Source organism: Elizabethkingia miricola, from assembly GCF_001675285.1.
GTDB classification, from domain to species: domain Bacteria; phylum Bacteroidota; class Bacteroidia; order Flavobacteriales; family Weeksellaceae; genus Elizabethkingia; species Elizabethkingia miricola.
The window spans coordinates 269,556-287,657 of record NZ_LSGQ01000001.1 but is presented as its reverse complement, the minus strand read 5'-3'; the positions used below and the strand labels follow the sequence as shown (position 1 = coordinate 287,657).

At 37.0% G+C, this 18,102-nt stretch carries 16 protein-coding genes; 10 read left to right on the top strand and 6 right to left on the bottom strand.

Going from position 1 to position 18,102, the window contains the following annotated elements; genetic code table 11:
- The first annotated feature begins 3 nt into the window (after positions 1–3).
- On the top strand, positions 4–1,485 hold the full coding sequence (mqo, locus tag ATE49_RS01320; protein WP_065080777.1) for a malate dehydrogenase (quinone): 1,482 nt from the start codon (positions 4–6) through the stop codon (positions 1,483–1,485).
- The gene (locus ATE49_RS01315; RefSeq protein WP_065080776.1) at positions 1,485–2,084 is read left to right on the top strand and encodes a DUF1684 domain-containing protein; all 600 of its coding nucleotides are present in this window, start codon (positions 1,485–1,487) and stop codon (positions 2,082–2,084) included. The genes mqo and ATE49_RS01315 overlap by 1 nt, the downstream gene beginning before the upstream one ends.
- A 133-nt stretch (positions 2,085–2,217) precedes the next feature.
- Here the strand turns inward: ATE49_RS01315 and ATE49_RS01310 are convergent, their stop codons facing one another.
- The 3 genes from ATE49_RS01310 to ATE49_RS01300 all read right to left on the bottom strand — a co-directional run bounded on the left by ATE49_RS01310 (position 2,218) and on the right by ATE49_RS01300 (position 5,316).
- On the bottom strand, positions 2,218–3,585 hold the full coding sequence (locus tag ATE49_RS01310; protein WP_059154718.1) for an MFS transporter: 1,368 nt from the start codon (positions 3,583–3,585) through the stop codon (positions 2,218–2,220).
- A gap of 17 nt (positions 3,586–3,602) precedes the next feature.
- Positions 3,603–4,433, bottom strand: a complete 831-nt coding sequence (kduI, locus tag ATE49_RS01305) for a 5-dehydro-4-deoxy-D-glucuronate isomerase (protein ID WP_065080775.1) — start codon at positions 4,431–4,433, stop codon at positions 3,603–3,605.
- Between the two features lie 118 nt (positions 4,434–4,551).
- Positions 4,552–5,316, bottom strand: coding sequence for an SDR family NAD(P)-dependent oxidoreductase (locus ATE49_RS01300; RefSeq protein ID WP_065080774.1), 765 nt, complete (start codon positions 5,314–5,316; stop codon positions 4,552–4,554).
- Positions 5,317–5,500: 184 nt separating this feature from the next.
- On the opposite strand from ATE49_RS01300, the gene ATE49_RS01295 reads away from it, so the two are divergent.
- Complete coding sequence (locus tag ATE49_RS01295; RefSeq protein WP_078794469.1) at positions 5,501–5,989, top strand: GNAT family N-acetyltransferase; 489 nt, start codon at positions 5,501–5,503, stop codon at positions 5,987–5,989.
- Positions 5,990–6,094: 105 nt separating this feature from the next.
- The gene (locus tag ATE49_RS01290; protein WP_065080773.1) at positions 6,095–6,571 is read left to right on the top strand and encodes a GNAT family N-acetyltransferase; all 477 of its coding nucleotides are present in this window, start codon (positions 6,095–6,097) and stop codon (positions 6,569–6,571) included.
- Here the strand turns inward: ATE49_RS01290 and mtaB are convergent.
- Positions 6,568–7,914 carry a tRNA (N(6)-L-threonylcarbamoyladenosine(37)-C(2))-methylthiotransferase MtaB gene (mtaB, locus tag ATE49_RS01285; RefSeq protein ID WP_045180665.1) on the bottom strand — a complete coding sequence of 449 codons (1,347 nt, stop codon included), beginning with the start codon at positions 7,912–7,914 and terminating at the stop codon, positions 6,568–6,570. The genes ATE49_RS01290 and mtaB overlap by 4 nt on opposite strands.
- A 221-nt stretch (positions 7,915–8,135) precedes the next feature.
- Here mtaB and ATE49_RS01280 point away from each other — a divergent pair, with 221 nt between their 5' ends.
- Genes ATE49_RS01280 through ATE49_RS01270 form a run of 3 tightly spaced genes read left to right on the top strand, consistent with a single transcriptional unit; the run spans position 8,136 to position 11,416 of the window.
- Positions 8,136–9,176 carry a UDP-glucose--hexose-1-phosphate uridylyltransferase gene (locus ATE49_RS01280; protein ID WP_081278395.1) on the top strand — a complete coding sequence of 347 codons (1,041 nt, stop codon included), beginning with the start codon at positions 8,136–8,138 and terminating at the stop codon, positions 9,174–9,176.
- Positions 9,177–9,178: 2 nt separating this feature from the next.
- Entirely contained in the window at positions 9,179–10,339 is a 1,161-nt protein-coding gene (gene galK / locus ATE49_RS01275; protein ID WP_081278394.1) for a galactokinase, read from the top strand.
- Positions 10,340–10,354: 15 nt separating this feature from the next.
- Positions 10,355–11,416, top strand: coding sequence for an aldose epimerase family protein (locus tag ATE49_RS01270; RefSeq protein ID WP_233174457.1), 1,062 nt, complete (start codon positions 10,355–10,357; stop codon positions 11,414–11,416).
- 173 nt (positions 11,417–11,589) lie between these two features.
- Here the strand turns inward: ATE49_RS01270 and ATE49_RS01265 are convergent, their stop codons facing one another.
- The gene (locus tag ATE49_RS01265; protein WP_021346437.1) at positions 11,590–12,372 is read right to left on the bottom strand and encodes a hypothetical protein; all 783 of its coding nucleotides are present in this window, start codon (positions 12,370–12,372) and stop codon (positions 11,590–11,592) included.
- A gap of 114 nt (positions 12,373–12,486) precedes the next feature.
- Here ATE49_RS01265 and glgP point away from each other — a divergent pair, with 114 nt between their 5' ends.
- Positions 12,487–14,151 carry an alpha-glucan family phosphorylase gene (gene glgP / locus ATE49_RS01260; RefSeq protein WP_059343995.1) on the top strand — a complete coding sequence of 555 codons (1,665 nt, stop codon included), beginning with the start codon at positions 12,487–12,489 and terminating at the stop codon, positions 14,149–14,151.
- A gap of 60 nt (positions 14,152–14,211) precedes the next feature.
- On the opposite strand, the gene ATE49_RS01255 is transcribed toward glgP, so the two are convergent.
- Positions 14,212–16,410 (bottom strand): glutamine synthetase III family protein, encoded by a 2,199-nt coding sequence (locus ATE49_RS01255; RefSeq protein ID WP_065080771.1) that lies wholly within the window; start codon positions 16,408–16,410, stop codon positions 14,212–14,214.
- A 316-nt stretch (positions 16,411–16,726) separates the two neighbouring features.
- Here ATE49_RS01255 and ATE49_RS01250 point away from each other — a divergent pair, with 316 nt between their 5' ends.
- Positions 16,727–17,524 (top strand): GLPGLI family protein, encoded by a 798-nt coding sequence (locus ATE49_RS01250; RefSeq protein ID WP_065080770.1) that lies wholly within the window; start codon positions 16,727–16,729, stop codon positions 17,522–17,524.
- A 128-nt stretch (positions 17,525–17,652) separates the two neighbouring features.
- Positions 17,653–18,069 carry a hypothetical protein gene (locus tag ATE49_RS01245; RefSeq protein ID WP_065080999.1) on the top strand — a complete coding sequence of 139 codons (417 nt, stop codon included), beginning with the start codon at positions 17,653–17,655 and terminating at the stop codon, positions 18,067–18,069.
- Positions 18,070–18,102: the final 33 nt, after the last annotated feature.

Below are 18,102 nucleotides of genomic sequence, written 5' to 3'. Positions count from 1 at the left end.
AAAATGAATCCGAAACCTAAATACGATGTCGTTCTTATTGGCGGAGGTATAATGAGTGCTACTTTGGGTACTATGTTACACGAGTTTGACCCAAACCTGAAAATTGCACTTTTCGAAAGATTAAAAGATGTAGCCCGCGAGAGCTCATCTGCATGGAATAATGCAGGAACAGGTCACTCTGCTTTTTGTGAACTAAACTATACTACCGAGAAAAAAGATGGCTCAGTAGATATTAGTAAGGCTGAAAAAATTGCAGAACAATTTGAAATTTCAAAACAATTCTGGGCTTATCTTATTAGCAAAGGATATATTGATTCTCCTAGAGAATTCATCAACTCCTGTCCGCATATGAGTCTGGTATTTGGAGAAAAAGATATTGAGTTTCTTAAAAAACGTCATGAGACAATGATAAAATCCCATTTGTTTGAAGGAATGGAGTTTTCTGAGAATCATGATAAACTGAAAGAATGGGTTCCTTTAATTATGCGTTCACGTAATGCTTCTGAAAAATTAGCAGCTACAAGAGCAACAATGGGGACAGATGTAGACTTTGGAGCTTTAACTAAAAAGTTGGTAAAACACCTTGAAGAAAGTTCTAATGTTGAAGTATTCCGTTACCACGAGATCAAGGATATTGATGATAACAGTGGTAAATGGAGAATGAAAATAAAAGACAGGTTAAACAACCATCCTGTAGAAGTAGAGGCAGATTTTGTTTTCATCGGAGCAGGAGGCTATGCATTGCCTCTTTTAGACAGTTCAGGTATTGAAGAAAGTAAAGGTTACGGAGGTTTCCCTGTTAGTGGGCAATGGCTTGTAACCAAAGATCCCGAGCTTATTGCAATGCACCATGCAAAAGTATATACACAGGCTACTGTAGATGCACCACCAATGAGTGTACCTCACTTAGACCTTAGAATTATCGATGGAGAAAAGGCTTTACTTTTCGGACCATTTGCAGGATTCTCTACTAAATTCCTTAAAAACGGAAGCTATCTGGATTTACCGGAAAGTGTAAACTTCAAAAATATCCGTTCTTTATTCGGTGCATGGTGGCATAATCTGTCATTGACGAGATACCTGATCAGACAGGTAACAATGAATAAAGATCAGCGAATTGCACACCTTAGAGACTTCATTAAAGATGCTAATGCCGACAAATGGGAACTAATGGTTGCCGGGCAAAGAGTACAGATTATTAAAAAAGACGATGCTGAAGGTGGTAAACTGGAATTCGGAACCGAGGTTGTAACAAATAAGAAGGGAACTATTGCATCTCTGTTAGGCGCTTCTCCTGGGGCGAGTACAGCAGCTTTTGCGATGATTAATATTCTTGAAAAATGTTTCGGAGACAAACTTCAGAAAGAATGGAGAGATAAGCTTTTGGAAATGGTACCTACTTACGGAAGAAAGCTAAAAGATAACGCTGAGCTTACAGACAGAGTAAGAAATTATACTAAAGAAAAACTGGAATTAGAATACTAATGAAGTATCTGTTTGTTTTCCTGTTTAGCATTTTTGCTTTTGGACAAAAAGCCGAAATAAAAGAGATTCAGAAATTTCAGGCTGACTTGAATGCTGAATACAAAAATCCTGAAGAAAGCCCGTTAAGAGGAAATTTACTGAAGGATTTTAAAGCAATACCTTTTTTTGATATTGACCTTAAGTACAATGTAAAGGCTAAGCTGGTTCCGACAAAAGATGCAGAAGTTTTTGAACTGCCTACATCTTCCGGGAAAACAAAAAAGTATAAAGAATATGGCACTGTAACCTTTTCTTTAGAAGGCCAGCAATATTCACTAAAAGTATACCAGAGTCAGGATCTGATTAAGAAGCTAGGCTTTAAAGATCATCTTTTTCTGCCGTTCAGAGATGCGACCAACGAGAAAGAAACTTATGGCGGTGGACGTTATATCGATTTGAAGATTCCTAAGAAAGATAATCTGATGATCGATTTTAATAAAGCTTATAATCCTTATTGCGCATATAATGCCTTCGATTATAACTGTCCCATTGTCCCTATAGAAAATAAACTTCCTGTAGAGATAAGAGCAGGAGTAAAGTATGACGATATTTATCACTAAAATAAAATCCCCGGAACTTCCGGGGATTTTTTTATATACTGCTAAGGTAAAAGAGCAAAACTAATTAGCTGTTTTTTGCTCTTTTTAGAACATTAGTTCTTTTGTACCTTTTGTGGTTGATATAATTTATTTTTTATAAATCCGTAATAGGTCTGTATTTCGGAACCAAAATTTTCATAATACTCCATGCCAGAATATAAGCGATAGCACAGTAAGTAAACATAATGGTATATCCGGTTTCTATACTGCCTTGTTTTTCGTAAAAATCAAATAGAGGTCCTCCGATTTTTGAGATAATTACACCGCCAATTCCGCCTGCCATTCCTCCAATACCGGTAACAGAAGCTACTGTTTTTCTTGGAAACATATCAGATACTGTCGTGAAGATATTAGCACTCCAAGCCTGATGCGCAGAAGCGCCGAGGCCGATAAGGATTACCGGAACCCAGTAACCGAATGAACCTAAAGGCTGAGCAGCCAATACAATTAAAGGACATAATGCTATAAAGAACATAGCACGCATTCTTCCGTCATAGGCCTGATAGCCTTTCTTTATAAAATACATAGGGAACCATCCGCCGGATATACTGCCGACCATTGTCATGCTATATAATACAAACAAAGGGAGAGCAAGCTCTTTTCCACTCAGATGATATTGTCCTTCCAGATACTTAGGCAGCCAGAATAAGAAAAACCACCATACACCATCAGTCAGGAATTTTCCGGTAGCAAAAGCCCAGGTTTGTTTATACTGCAGCAACCTGAACCATGGAACTTTTTTAGCATCTTCAGGATTTTCGCTCTGGTCTACTGTTTGATCAACGTCACTGCGGATATAAGCCAGTTCTTCGATAGAAAGCTTCTTCTGTTTTTCAGGTGTTTCATATAAGAAGAACCAGAAAATTAACCAGAGAAAGCCTATACCTCCGATAATCATAAATGTGGATTCCCATCCGTATTTTTCCGATAGGACAGGTACTGTTAATGGTGCTAAAATAGCACCGATATTACTTCCCGAATTAAAAATTCCGGTAGCTAAAGCCCGTTCTTTTTTAGGGAAATATTCTGCTGTGGTCTTTATAGCGGCCGGGAAGTTTCCGGATTCACCAATTCCTAAAACCGCTCGTGCGATGACAAATCCCAGTATAGATACAGGTACGCTTGCCAATCCAATCCAACCCATAACAGAATTAGCCGCATTACCAATATCTATAGCATGTGCATGCATCATAGCTCCAAGACTCCATATGATAATAGCAATAGCAAATCCCCATTTAGTCCCTAGTTTATCAATAAACCTTCCGGCAAAAAGCAGGGATATAGCATATACAAACTGGAAGACAGCTGTAATATTTCCATAGTCGCTATTGCTCCAGCCAAATTGGTGGGTAAGTTCCGGAGCCAGAAGGCTGAGAACCTGACGGTCTAAATAATTAATTGTTGTAGCAAAGAATAAAAGACCGCAAATTGTCCACCTGTATTTTCCGATACTTTTTTCCATAATCTAAACGCTTATGGTTATAAAAGTACATCTAAAGGAGCCGGGTCCATATCATCGTATCGTTTATTTTCGCCACCCATTCCCCAGATAAATCCGTAATTGGAAGTACCGGCGCCAAAGTGTACGCTCCATGAAGGTGAAATAACAGCCTCGTGGTTTTTCATAATGATATGGCGTGTTTCCGTCGTTTCACCCATCATATGGAATAGCTTCTGTTCTGCACTCAGATCGAAGTAAAAATAAATCTCAGTTCTGCGGGTATGGGTATGCGCAGGAATTGAATTCCATACACTGCCTTCTTCCAGAACAGTAAGTCCCATAACAAGCTGACAGCTCTGAATTCCGGCTTCGTGGATATATTTGTAAATTGTTCTTCTGTTAGATGTTTTACCATCACCCAGTGTTACAGGAGCTGCCTGTTCTTTTGTGTACTTTGTTGTAGGGTATTCCTTGTGAGCAGGAGCCGATAATAAATAATATGTAGCCGGTTCAGCAGGATTGTCACTGGAAAAAGTAACTTTTTGTGCTCCTTTACCTACATATAGACAATCTAATTTATCCAGTGCATACTTTTCACCATCTACTTCTACAGAGCCTTTTCCACCAACATTAATAATTCCTAATTCTCTTCTCTGAAGAAAATAATCGGCTTTTAGTTCTTCATGTGTCTTCAGTTCAGTAGATTGTTTTACAGGTTTGGTTCCGCCTATAATAAGTCTGTCGTAGTGTGAATATGTAAGGCTGATGTTGTCTTCAGTCATAAGGTTTTCCACCAGAAATTCCCGGCGTAAAGATGCAGTGTCCATCGTTTTGACCTCACGGGGACTGCTCTCAAATCTAATTTGCATGGTTGTAATGTTTTTATAGTTGTTAGTTTTTATTGTGGTCACCAAGAATACTGTACTGATTACATGGTATCTCAATACATATTCCTGACTCTATTGCACAGCTGATTATAGAAAGAACTTAACGTCCCATCCATCCACCGTCGACAGTAAGAATTGTACCGTCAACATAATCACTGGCTGAAGATGAAAGAAAGACTGCAGGGCCTGCAAAATCTTCCGGAGTGCCCCATCTGTTTGCAGGTATTCTGTCCAGAATAGCTTTACTGCGCTCTTCATCGTTGCGTAAAGCTTCCGTATTATCTGTGGCGATATAACCCGGTGCAATGCCATTTACGTTGACACCTTTAGAAGACCATTCGTTGGATAAAGCTTTGACTAAACTGGCCAGAGCTCCTTTACTGGCAGCATATCCCGGAACATTAATCCCGCCCTGAAAGCTTAATAAAGAACAGGTAAATATAATTTTACCCTTCCCCTGATCGATCATTTTTTTTCCTATTTCACGAGCCAGGATAAATGGTGTATCCAGATTGATATTGATTACAGAATCCCAGTATTCGTCAGGATGTTCTGCAGCAGGTTTTCTAAGAATGGTTCCGGCATTATTGATAAGGATATCTATATGTGGATGATTGGAGTTGAGCTGCTGAATAAATTCATAGACATTATCCCTGTTTTCAGCATCCATCTTATAAAAATGGAAATTTCTTCCCAGTTTTTTTACCTCCTGTTCTATTTCAGAATTGGCTTCTATACTACGGGATGCAATAATAATATCAGCACCTGCCTGAGCGAGGCCTATAGCCATTCCGCGGCCAATACCTTTATTGCCTCCTGTGACCAGAGCAGTTTTACCGCTAAGGTCAAATAATTTGTTCGTCATGGTTGGTTTTAGTTTTTCCAAATATATAAATTAATTATGAAGTATGAATGACTAAATATAACCCCCTGTTAATTATTCATCATAATGTGATAAAAAGATAAATGTATATCGTCATAATAGATATTTTTAACAATTTGTTAAAATATAAAATAGATTATTAGTCTAAATTTGAGCCTAAAATCTGATGACAATTAATATGGTTAAAATTCTTGAATACCAGACAGAACATTTTGCAGACCTTACCTCTTATACATTACCCGAAGAACAGGCTATGTTTTCCAGAATACCGGCAGAAGTACTGAACAATCCCAGAATAGATGATGAAACGGATCGATTTTACTATACAATTATGTATAATGATAAAGCTGTAGGATTCTTTCTTCTGGAATTTGCGCATGACAGATGGTATAAGCCTCAGGATGAAACAGCTGCATTATTAAGATCGCTTACTCTAAATCCTGAATTTCAGGGAAAAGGGATTGCCAAGGAAATGATGATACAACTTCCGGATCTGGTAAGAAAACAGTTTCCTGATGTAAAAGAAATTGCTTTTGGAGTGAATTTTAAAAATATATCAGCTTATCAGATGTACCTGAAGGCAGGATATCAGGATTCCGGCGAAAGTTTTGACGGGCCTAAAGGTCCACAGCATATTATGGTTAAGGAACTGTAACTCCAAAGTTTTATCCTTTTATATATATCCCGAAATACCGAATAATTCGAAGAAATTTGAATTCTGCTTTTTGAATAATGTTGTAAATTCGTTTAAAAATAAACCATGACAGAAATTGTCCCTTATGTTGAAGAACACTACGATGCACTAACTTCCTATATACTGGACGAAGAACAGTCTCAGTTTTCGCTTGTACCAAGACAGGTACTGAATAATTCTGATATAATGGGGCTTAAAAATCGTTTTCAGTACACTATAATACATGAAAAAGAGATAGTTGGTTTTTTCTCACTCGATTTCTCCTCAGATCTTCTTACTTACTCAGATAATAAAAATGCCGTTTTACTTCGGGCACTATCTATAAACCCTAAGTTTCAGGGGAAGGGTATTGCAAAATCAGCAATGATAGAGCTTCCGGCTTTTGTGAAACAAAATTTTCCAAAAGTTGATGAAATTGCTTTTGGCGTAAATGCAACAAATGAGAATGCTTACAAACTCTATTTGAAAACAGGATATCAGGATTCAGGTAAAATCTACGAAGGAGTGAAAGGTCCACAGCATATTATGCTGATGAAGCTTTAGGCTTTAGCCAGAAAAGCATCAAAGGCAGCCAATATGCTTACTGTTCCGTCAGCTTCAATTTTGTCTAGCTTTACCAGTTCGATTTTATTAATACTCAATGCATCAAAAGGTTTATGGACACGAACATAATTTTCGGTGAAGCCATACATAAGGCCATCTTTATTTTCGTGTTCCCACAGAACAGGTAATGTTTTGCCTAACTGAGTCTGGTAAAAAGCCATTTTCTTTTTTTCGGAAAGTATACGGAGCATTTTGTTACGCTTCTTTCTTTCTACAACAGGAACAATACCCTGCATTGCAGCAGCTTCAGTATTTTCTCTTTCAGAATAAGTGAAAACGTGTAGATAAGAAATTGGTAGTTCGTTTAGAAACTGATAGGTTTTCATAAACTCTTCTTCAGTTTCCCCCGGGAATCCTACAATAACATCCACACCAATACAAGCATCAGGCATTACCTCACGGATTTTTGAAACTCTGTTTCTGTAAAGTTGTGTAAGATAGCGGCGTTTCATTTTTTTCAGAACTTCGTCGCTTCCGGATTGCAGCGGAATATGAAAATGTGGAACAAAGCTTTTGCTGGTCGATACCAGATCAATAGTTTCGTCTTTTAGAAGATTAGGTTCGATAGAAGAAATTCGGATTCTTTCGATTCCATCTACCAGATTAAGTTCTTTTACCAGATCGAGGAAAGTATGTTCGTGTCTTTTATTACCGAATTCCCCTTTACCATAATCTCCGATATTTACTCCGGTTAATACAATTTCTTTAATATCCTGAGATGCAATTTCGCTTGCATTTTTAATTACGTTTTCCACAGTATCCGAACGGGAAATTCCTCTTGCTAAAGGAATAGTACAATAGGTGCATTTGTAATCACATCCATCCTGAACTTTCAGGAACGCACGTGTTCTGTCACCAATAGAGTAAGAACCAATAAAGAAATCGGTTTCCTCAATTTCACAAGAATGCACTTCTGCAAGATTTTCGGATTTTTCCAGATCATTCAGGTAGCTAAGAATATTAAATTTTTCTTTAGCTCCCAATACAAGGTCTACACCTTCAATTTCTGAAATTTCTTCAGGCTTTAACTGAGCATAGCAACCGATAATAACCACGAGGCCATCCGGATTAGCTTTTAATGCTCTTTTTACAATCAGCTTACATTCTTTATCTGCATTTTCGGTAACCGAACATGTATTGATCACAAAAACATTAGCCGCATCATCAAACGAGACCTTCTTATAACCTGCATCTGTTAACTGACGGGCAATAGTAGAAGTTTCTGCGAAGTTGAGCTTGCATCCTAATGTGTGAAATGCAACTGATTTTAGACCTGATTCCATAATTAAAAACGAGAATGCAAATTTACGAAATTATTATAAAATTGTATTGAAGTGTTTTTGTGCTTCTGAATGCTCTGGTATTGCTTTGTCTTCTATTCAAAAGATATACAGCTAAATCGACAGATATTATTTATTATCTATAACTGATATTTATACATCGAATTTCATCATTTATACTTCACAATTAATTTATTACATTTGTTAAAACTATTAACTAAAACATGAATTTCGACTCTAACGTACCACACACTCGTGTCAATATATTAACGGGTGAAAAAGTATTAGTGTCGCCACACCGTAACAAAAGACCCTGGCAGGGACAAACGGAGGCGATTTCTTCAGAACGGAGAAATGAATATGAACCGGAATGTTATCTGTGTCCGGGAAATAAAAGATCAGACGGTACTGTAAACCCAGATTATTCGGATCATTTTTCTTTTGTCAATGACTTTTCTGCTTTGTTACAGAATACTCCGGACCATCAATCGGATGAAGAAGGGCTTTTTGTAACTGAAAACATCAAAGGAATCTGCAAAGTTCTGGCATTTACTCCAAGGCATGATCTTACTCTTGCAACCATGGATGAAATTTCCATTGAATCCGTAGTAAACTTATGGCAAACGGAATTTGAAGAACTGCGTTCGAATGACTGGATTAAATACATTCAGATATTTGAGAATAAGGGAGCGGTTATGGGGTGCAGCAATCCTCATCCGCATGGTCAGATCTGGGCACAAAATACGTTGCCTGTTGAGCTGGAAAAAGAATCTATACAGCAGAAGAAATATTTTGAAAAATATCAGAAAACCTTACTGAAATCTTATCTGGAAGCAGAGTTAAAAAAGCAAGAACGGATTATTTATGAAAATAATTCATTCGTTGTTCTGGTTCCTTTCTGGGCGGCGTGGCCTTTTGAAACAATGATCATAAGTAAGCGTCCGGTACAGTATATCTCAGAATTTACAGCCTCCGAAAAAACTGATTTGGCGCAAGCGCTAAAAGTTTTAACGGTAAAATACGATAATCTTTTCAAAACATCTTTTCCTTATTCTGCAGGAATACATCAGGCACCTGTTAATTCCGGAGACTTTCCGGAATGGCACTGGCATATGCATTTTTATCCGCCTTTGTTAAGGTCTGCTACTGTGAAAAAATTTATGGTCGGCTATGAAATGCTGGCTAATCCACAGCGTGATATCACACCGGAGCAGGCAGTGCAGCAATTGAGAGAACAATCTTTAACACATTATCTATCTGTCTAAACATGGCAACAATTTCAAAACAATATATAACAGAGAAATTCGAAGAGGTATTTGGTCAGGCACCAGATGTCGTTTCTAAATCACCCGGAAGAATTAATATTATAGGAGAACATACGGATTATAATGACGGATTTGTTCTGCCTGCAGCGATTGATAAATACAGTTATGTAGCTGTTGGCCACCGCAACGACGATGAAATTCATTTATTTTCTCAGTTGTTTAATGAAAAGCTAAGCTTTAATCTTTCAGAGATAAAGGCACTGGAAAACTCCTGGGCCAATTATATCCTGGGAGTGGTGTATTATATTCAGAAAAATGGACACCAGCTAAAAGGCTTTAATATGGTGATTGACGGAGATGTTCCTTTGGGAGCGGGGGTTTCCTCATCTGCTTCTTTAGAGAGTGCAGTGGCAGTGGCTCTGGATAAAATATTTGATTTAGGTTTATCTAAATGGGATATGACTAAAATTGCACAAACGGCCGAGCATACTTTTGCCGGAGTGAAATGTGGTATTATGGACCAGTTTGCTTCAGTTTTCAGTAAAGAGGATAAGGTGGCGAAATTAGACTGCAGAAGTCTGGAATTTGAATATTTCCCTTTAGAGCTTGGTGAGTATACTCTACTCTTGCTGAATACTAATGTAAAGCATTCATTGGCTTCTTCAGCTTATAACGACAGACGAGAAGCCTGTGAAAAAGCTGTTGAGATTATCAGTAAAGATTTTCATGATGTGAAATCATTGCGGGATGTGAACAGTCAGATGCTTCGGGAATATTTATATTCTGATTATCCTGAACTCTACGTTAAAGCCAGTTATGTTCACGATGAAAATAAAAGGGTAGAAGAGGTGTGCAAAGCTTTGGAAAAAGGAGATCTGGAAACAGTAGGTTTGTTCCTGTATGCTTCGCATGAGGGTTTGAGTGAATACTATGAGGTAAGTTGCGATGAACTGGATTTTCTGGTAGATGAGGTGAGGCAATATCCTGAAGTTTTAGGTGCAAGAATGATGGGCGGCGGATTTGGAGGCTGTACATTGAATCTTTTAAAGAAAAGCTTTGTTCCTGAACTAATTGCTAAACTAAAGCCAGCTTATGAAGCTAAGTTTAATCTTGAATTGACACCGATAGAAGTTGTTCCTTCTGAAGGTGGACATGTTCTTTAAAATTGTATGGTATTTATGAATTACAAACCTGAAAGACAAAAATTCCAAAAAGAAAAAGACGGAAAAAAAATAGATTTATTTCAGCTTAAAAATAAAAATAATACGGAAGTTTTTCTGACCAATTACGGAGCCAGAATTGTAAGTTTTTTGTTTAATGACCGAAATAATAACCCGGTAGATATTAACCTGGGACATGCCAGTATAGACGAGTATCTGGAACCTAAAGGTAACTTTTACGGATGTGTTATCGGTAGGGTGTGCAACAGAATTGGCGGTGCTGAGTTTACACTGAATGGAAAGAATTATCAGTTAAACCCTAATATCCCGAACAATCTTTTGCATGGCGGAGAAAATGGTTTTCATACAAGGGTTTTCGATGTAGAAAATACAGGAAACAATTTTGTGAAAATGACATATCATTCGGAAGATGGCGAAGAAGGCTTTCCGGGGAATGTAAAAGTAAAGGTCAGCTACACGCTGACGGATGAGGATGCTCTGGAAATTTTGTTTGAAGCCGAATCGGATGAAGAAACTCCTTTTAATATTACCAATCATGCATTCTTTAATCTGAATGGAGAAGGGAATGGTGATATGCTGAAACATCAGCTTCAGATCTTTGCAGAAAAATATTTGCCGGTAACGGAAAATGTTGTTCCGAACGGAACTTTAGAATTTGTAGAAAATACACCATTTGACTTCAGAGAGGTGAAAACTATAGGACAGGATATTAATGCAGAGAATCATCAAGTGATTTTAGGAAGTGGTTTCGATCATACTTATGTATTAAAAGAAGCATTTGATTCGGAATTACTGCATGCAGCAAAGGTAACAGGAGATCTGACAGGAATTGTTCTGGATGTATATACGGATCAGCCGGGAGTACATTTATACACCGGGAATTTTATGGATGAAACACATACTTTAAAGTCTGGTAAAACAGACGGATGGAGAGAAGCGTTTTGTTTGGAAACACAACATTTTCCGGATGCAGTTCACCACAATCATTTTCCTTCCGTTATCCTGAAACCGGGAGATAAATTTGCTTCTAAAACGGTATTTAAGTTATCTAATAAGTAATTGATCCAGTTTTGCCCTGACAAGGTTTGCGTATATATTGATGTAATTTAACTTTTTGATTTACACCTTATAGGTTTTAGAAACCTATAAGGTGTGTATATTAAAATAAAACCTTGACAAGTATTATTCGTATTAAATAGCCTGAAGAATTGAACTTTGCCAGGGCTTATCAATTATTTAATATACATCATCTGACTGTATAAATTCTCGATATGCAGTATTCTGCTAAACGGACTTTTAATGGAAGAAAGTGGCTTGTTGTGATTGATATAGCTGTATCGGGAAGCCAGATTGTTCATGTTAGAAACCAATACCAGCCAGCATTCATCTACGTCTTTTTTATAAATACGGAACTTTTTATTTTTCTTATAAATAGCCTGCGCTATTTTTTCAGAATTCAGCTCATCAAAGAGAGATAAGTTATAATCTAAAACAAGAAGAACACCTTTATTATAGGGTGTTCTTCTTATTTTTTGTACGTATTTAGACTTCTTATTTTCAGTAATACAGCTGATAATTTCCTGTTCAACCATTTCTGGTTTTTTGTGGAAATCATTATCGTGTTCATTTAAACTTAGATAATAGATTCCGGAAAAATTCTGTTGGATTTTCTCTAGATATTTTTCAATATTCCGGAAGATTTTAGAGATCTGGGTTTCTTTTTTCTTGAGTTCAAAATGATTGATAATTTCTGAAACTTCTAAGCCTATCTTTTTGTCCTTGTATTTTATAATAAAGTCGGGACTTTCGCAGATTAAGTTTTCAATTTCAATTTCCGGGAAATGATGGAAAAGAGAAGTAATGAGCAATAGTTCCAGCTTTTTCTGATATTCCTCTCTTTCAGACAGGCAGGCTCCTTCAATCTGTTGATACCAAAGGTTGAGGTTGTTTTGATTAATGTTCTGGCTGTTTACACACAACTCCAGACTTTTTTGTAAATCCTGAAACGAAATCATAGCTGGCTGAATTTCAATTCTCTACTGATATAAAGCTAAACATTTTTTTTGATATAAAGGGCTATGTATCAAAATTTAAGATTAAATTCATATTGTATATTTGTAAACCGAATAATGAAAAAAAATATGGATTTTAGAAACTTTACTATTCCCTTTGAAATTAACCCTGACTATAAAAAACGTGTGGCTTACTTCTCCATGGAGTTTGCAGTCGATCAGCCCCTGAAAATCTACAGCGGTGGACTAGGTTTTTTAGCCGGATCACATATGCGAAGTGCATATACATTGAAGCAAGATTTGGTTGGTATTGGAATTCTTTGGAAATACGGCTATTATGACCAGGCAAGAAATCAGAATCAGACGCTTAATGTAGCCTGGACAGAAAAGAGTTATAACTTTCTTCAGGATACAGGTATAAAATTTCAGATAGATATTCATAGTGCTCCAGTTTGGGTGAAAGTATGGTATCTGGCGCCGGAAACTTTCGGTACAGCTCCTATTTTCCTTTTGTCTACGGATATTCCTGAAAATGATTATATATCACAAACAATTACACACAGGCTTTATGATGCTAATCAGGCAACTAAAGTAGCCCAGTATATTTTATTAGGAAAGGGTGGAGCTAAGCTTCTGGATGAAATGAACCTTGGCCGGGATATCTATCACTTGAATGAAGCGCATGGATTGCCGGCGGCCTTCTATCTGCTGCAGAAGTATAAAGATCTGAATGAGGTGAAGAAAAAGCTGGTGTTTACTACCCATACACCTGAAGAAGCCGGAAACGAGAAACACGATTTCCATTTGTGTTATAATATGTCTTATTTTTCCGGTATCAGCGAAGAGGAAGTACGCAGGGTGTCCGGAACCGATGGGGAAGTATTCAATCATTCTCTGTGTGCCTTAAGAATGGCGCATATTGCAAATGGGGTTTCCAAGCTCCATGGTGAGGTTTCCCGTGAGATGTGGGGTAAATATTCCGGTATTTGCGATATTAAATCGATTACCAATGCTCAGGATTATAATTTCTGGGCAGACGAAAAGCTTTATGCTGCCAAAGATAATGCAGATGCTGCAGGATTTGATGAACGTAAAAAAATAATGAAGTACAGAGGTTTCAAGATAGTATCCGATCAGACCGGAAATATATTCAACCCTGATGTTTTTACGATGGTCTGGGCCAGACGATTTGCAGGCTACAAAAGAGCAGATTTGCTGTTGGAAGATCAAGAGCGTTTTCGCAGACTGATGGAAAACGAAAAATATCCGATCCAGATTATCTGGGCAGGAAAGCCTTATCCATTGGATTATCCGGCAATTTCGACTTTCAATCGTTTGGTAGAAGAAAGCAAGAAATATAAGAATATGGCCGTGCTCACGGGATATGAAATCTACCTGAGTAAGTCACTGAAAAGAATGTCCGATGTATGGCTGAATAACCCGCGTGTACCCCGTGAAGCTTCCGGAACCAGCGGAATGACAGCAGCAATGAACGGATCGGTAAACTTTTCTACAGATGATGGTTGGGTTCCTGAGTTTGCAAAGCCCGGGAAAAATTCATTTGTAGTACCTAAAGCCGATTATAACAATATGAGTACCTATGACCAGGATATGTATGATCTGAATAAGCTTTATGATTTATTGGAAAATGAAATTCTGCCAACTTATTATGACCGCCCGGATGAATGGCGTGCAATAACACAGCAAGGGATGGAGGATGTACGCTACGCTTTTGCGAGCGATCGGATGGCTGATGAATATTACAGGGAAATGTACAATTAAATAAAAAAAACAGACTGCCAGCGGCAGTCTGTTCCTCTATATAGATGTTAAATTGGTGTATTAACGGGTGAACAAAAGTTCTCTGTATTTAGTCAGCGGCCAAAGCTCGTCATCAACCATCATTTCCAATGCATCAGAAGCTTCTCTGATAGTATCGAATAAAGGTTTTACTTTGTTACAGTAAGCTTCTGCCTGTTTGTGGCTGTCTTTTGTATTTTTAGCTTTCTCTTTCTCTGTTAATAGGTTGTCAACACCAACTTTGATGTTAGAAACGTTTGTAGAAATCTGAGAAATAAGACTGATTTGTTCTTTTGCCAGAGTTTGGAATTCTTTGTCGCCAAATATTTCCTTCAAGCCTTTAACGTTCTCAATTAATCTGTTCTGATAGTTAAGAGCAGCTGGAATAATGTGGTTTCTTGCAATATCAGCCAATACTCTTGCTTCGATATCGATAACTGTAGAGTATTTTTCGAACTTAATTTCGTTTCTTGCTTCAAATTCTCTGTGAGAGAAGATGCCTAGCTCTTCATAAAGATCAGCAAATTTCTTATCCATTTCCTGTTTAAGAGCTTCCGGAGTAGTCTTTAAGTTGTTAAGACCTCTCTTTTTAGCTTCTTTAGCCCAGTCATCGGAATAACCGTCACCTTCGAAAAGGATGTTTTTCAATTGTTTGATATATTCTCTAAGAACGTTGAAAATAGCTTCATCCTTTTTCAGACCTTTTTCAATTAGCGCGTCAACTTCTGCCTTGAATACTTTTAGCTGTTTAGCCGCAATTGCATTCATTACAGTCATTGGTTCTGCACAGTTTGCAGAAGATCCTACAGCACGAATTTCAAATTTGTTTCCGGTGAAAGCAAATGGAGAAGTTCTGTTTCTGTCAGTGTTATCCAGAAGGATTTCAGGGATTTTTCCAACAACGTTTAATTTCAACTCTGTTTTTTCTTCCGGAGACAATTTTCCGTCAGTTACTTTTTCTAATTCTTCAAGAACAGAGAATAGTTGACTTCCGATAAATGCGGAAATAATAGCAGGTGGAGCTTCGTTTGCACCTAATCTGTGATCGTTGCTTGCAGAAGCAATACTCGCTCTCAGTAAGTCTGCGTAATCATGTACAGCTTTAAGAGTGTTTACAAAGAATGTTAAGAACTGTAAGTTTTTCTTAGGATTTTTACCAGGGCTCAATAAGTTTTCTCCTGTATCTGTTGCAAGGCTCCAGTTGTTGTGCTTTCCACTTCCGTTTACACCATCGAATGGCTTTTCATGGAATAAGATATGGAAGTGGTGCTTGTGCGCAACTCTTGCCATAACATCCATTAATAAAGAGTTGTGGTCTACTGCAACGTTTACTTCCTCGAACATTGGAGCAAGCTCAAACTGGTTTGGAGCAACTTCGTTGTGGCGGGTAGTTACAGGGATTCCCAGTTTCATACATTCTATTTCCAACTCTTTCATGAAGTTCATTACTCTTGTAGGAATAGAACCGAAATAGTGGTCGTCCAATTGTTGTCCTTTTGCCGGAGAGTGTCCTAAAAGTGTTTTTCCTGTTAGTACAAGGTCCGGACGGGAAATATATAAAGCCGAATCTACAAGGAAGTATTCCTGTTCCCAGCCTAAAGTAGGCATAACTTTCGTTACGTTTTTATCAAAGTAAGCTTTACAAACATCTGTAGCAGCTTCGTCAACAGCATTCAGAGCTCTTAATAAAGGCGTCTTGTAATCCAGTGTTTCTCCGGTATAAGAGATAAAGATAGAAGGAATACAAAGAGTGGTTCCCATAATAAATGCAGGAGATGTAGGATCCCATGCAGTATATCCTCTTGCTTCAAATGTATTTCTGATTCCACCGTTAGGGAAAGAAGAAGCATCAGGCTCCTGTTGGATCAACATTCCACCGTTGAAACGCTCGATAGCTCTGTCTCCCTCAATCGGAGTGAAGAAAGAATCGTGCTTTTCAGCTGTAGAACCTGTTAATGGCTGAAACCAGTGAGTGTAGTGGGTAACCCCCTTAGACATAGCCCAGTCTTTCATTGCAACAGCTACCTGATCTGCGATATGGCGCTGTATTTGTGATCCTTTTTTAATAGCATCCATAATAGAACTGAATGCTTCTTTAGTAAGGTATTCTCTCATAGTGTATTCAGAGAATACATTAGAACAGAATAATTCTGAAAGTTTTCCGGGAACTTCTACGAAATTGTCTTGTCTGTAATTTCTAAAAGGAAGTTCAGCTAAGGCTTTAAATCTTAATGTTGACATTGTTGTGTTGGTTAAGTGATGCAAATTTAGATATTTTTTGAAATAAAATAGCAATACCCCTATTTTTTTTAGGGGTGTTATGTAAAATTTAACATTTGAAATTGTCTTAACCTATAGTTGTCTTTGGGGTGTTTTGCTTTTTATAGGGATTTAAAGGGTGTTGGTAATGCCTTTTTTGTGCTGTAATTATTCTCAAGATCTAAATTTTTCAATATTCTGACTGAGTTAAATAATGTTGATGATTAATTTTTACTTTTATCACAGGAGCTAAAGTTTCAACTCCTGATCAAAAATAACTGTTCAAAATATAATTTTTATGCTTAAAGTTAAAACATTTATTTTATTATTAATAATAAGTTGCTCCCTTTTTATTAAAGGGCAAATTAAGGCTGATATCGAAGTTAATTATGAAACCAAAATTCAAAAAGACAGTCTTAATACTTACTCCTCGGATATATTTTACTATACTTTACTAACTAATAAAAATAGTTCATATTACTTTAGCAGAGAAGAAAAAGAGTATTTTGATGTACTTAACGGGAAATCTATGTTAAATCCTGAAAATTCTATAAAGACTAGTATGGGAACTTTTCCAAAACCTTCTACATCCAAAGGAAGTGTTTATTATAATGGTACTACAATTTTTGCATCAATACCTTTAAGCAGATATTATTTTGTATATCCTGAACCTTCCATAAAATGGGAAATTTTGAATGAAACAAAGAAAATTTGTGACTATTCGTGCAAATTAGCTAAAGCTATTACAGAAAACGGGAATGTTTTTTATGCATGGTTTACAGATGATATTCCTGTTTCTGATGGTCCTTTTCGTTTTAAAGGACTTGCTGGACTTATTTTAGAAGTTTATAATCAAGGTAAAACAATACATATTACGATGACAAGTATTAAGAAGTCTACAGAAGAAATTTCTCCAATACAATATCTTAGACCTGTAAAAGTAAAAGACAAAAATGAATTTATAAAAGCAAGAAATAATTATTTCGAAGATCCATCAATTTACAATGGTAATATGAAATTGTTAGATTCACAAGGTAATGACAAAACCTATACTATTAAAGAGAAGTTGAAAAAGATTAATGTTTTTTTAGATTAAAAATGCTTTTCTGTTGTAACTACTCCTGAAATCTAATTCTTTCAATATTCTGACTAAGCTACATAATGTTGATGATTAATTTGTACTTTTATCATATAAACAAACATCAGATTTTATAAATGCATGATATGAAGAATAGAATTTTTATTGTTACTGCAATTATCTTATTTGGCTGTACATCTCAGGTACAGGCACAATCCAAAAAAGCCTCAGGTACAACCACAGCAAAGAGTATGGATGGCGGCTTTGCAGGTAAGTATTCCAGTGAAGGTGAAAAAAACGGAGTTTTAGCTTTTGATATTTCACAAACCGGAACTAAAGTAGAAGGTACAGCCCGTTATAATACTTATGGAGCTAAAGCGAAGAGCGTGACATTGTCAGTCAAAGGATATGTAAAGGGAAAGACGGCTTATATTAGGCTTAGAGATAAGAAGGGCTCTGTTGTAGCCGATGGTACTTTGGGTATAGATGGGGAAGATACTGTTCTGTTTAAACAGACGACTTCGTCCGGAGTGATACCACGAGAAGCAGTACTCCTTAGATAAATAAACCCGATTAAAATAATTTTAATGCTTTTG

Bases quoted from the DNA above. Each gene is read 5' to 3' on its own strand.
- ATE49_RS01290 (WP_065080773.1), top strand. From the start codon at position 6,095: ATGACAGAAATTGTCCCTTATGTTGAAGAACACTACGATGCACTAACT.
- ATE49_RS01315 (WP_065080776.1), top strand. From the start codon at position 1,485: ATGAAGTATCTGTTTGTTTTCCTGTTTAGCATTTTTGCTTTTGGACAA.
- ATE49_RS01300 (WP_065080774.1), bottom strand. From the start codon at position 5,316: ATGACGAACAAATTATTTGACCTTAGCGGTAAAACTGCTCTGGTCACA.
- ATE49_RS01255 (WP_065080771.1), bottom strand. From the start codon at position 16,410: ATGTCAACATTAAGATTTAAAGCCTTAGCTGAACTTCCTTTTAGAAAT.
- mqo (WP_065080777.1), top strand. From the start codon at position 4: ATGAATCCGAAACCTAAATACGATGTCGTTCTTATTGGCGGAGGTATA.
- glgP (WP_059343995.1), top strand. From the start codon at position 12,487: ATGAAAAAAAATATGGATTTTAGAAACTTTACTATTCCCTTTGAAATT.
- ATE49_RS01245 (WP_065080999.1), top strand. From the start codon at position 17,653: ATGAAGAATAGAATTTTTATTGTTACTGCAATTATCTTATTTGGCTGT.
- galK (WP_081278394.1), top strand. From the start codon at position 9,179: ATGGCAACAATTTCAAAACAATATATAACAGAGAAATTCGAAGAGGTA.
- ATE49_RS01250 (WP_065080770.1), top strand. From the start codon at position 16,727: ATGCTTAAAGTTAAAACATTTATTTTATTATTAATAATAAGTTGCTCC.
- ATE49_RS01265 (WP_021346437.1), bottom strand. From the start codon at position 12,372: ATGATTTCGTTTCAGGATTTACAAAAAAGTCTGGAGTTGTGTGTAAAC.
- ATE49_RS01310 (WP_059154718.1), bottom strand. From the start codon at position 3,585: ATGGAAAAAAGTATCGGAAAATACAGGTGGACAATTTGCGGTCTTTTA.
- ATE49_RS01280 (WP_081278395.1), top strand. From the start codon at position 8,136: ATGAATTTCGACTCTAACGTACCACACACTCGTGTCAATATATTAACG.
- kduI (WP_065080775.1), bottom strand. From the start codon at position 4,433: ATGCAAATTAGATTTGAGAGCAGTCCCCGTGAGGTCAAAACGATGGAC.
- ATE49_RS01270 (WP_233174457.1), top strand. From the start codon at position 10,355: ATGAATTACAAACCTGAAAGACAAAAATTCCAAAAAGAAAAAGACGGA.
- mtaB (WP_045180665.1), bottom strand. From the start codon at position 7,914: ATGGAATCAGGTCTAAAATCAGTTGCATTTCACACATTAGGATGCAAG.
- ATE49_RS01295 (WP_078794469.1), top strand. From the start codon at position 5,501: ATGACAATTAATATGGTTAAAATTCTTGAATACCAGACAGAACATTTT.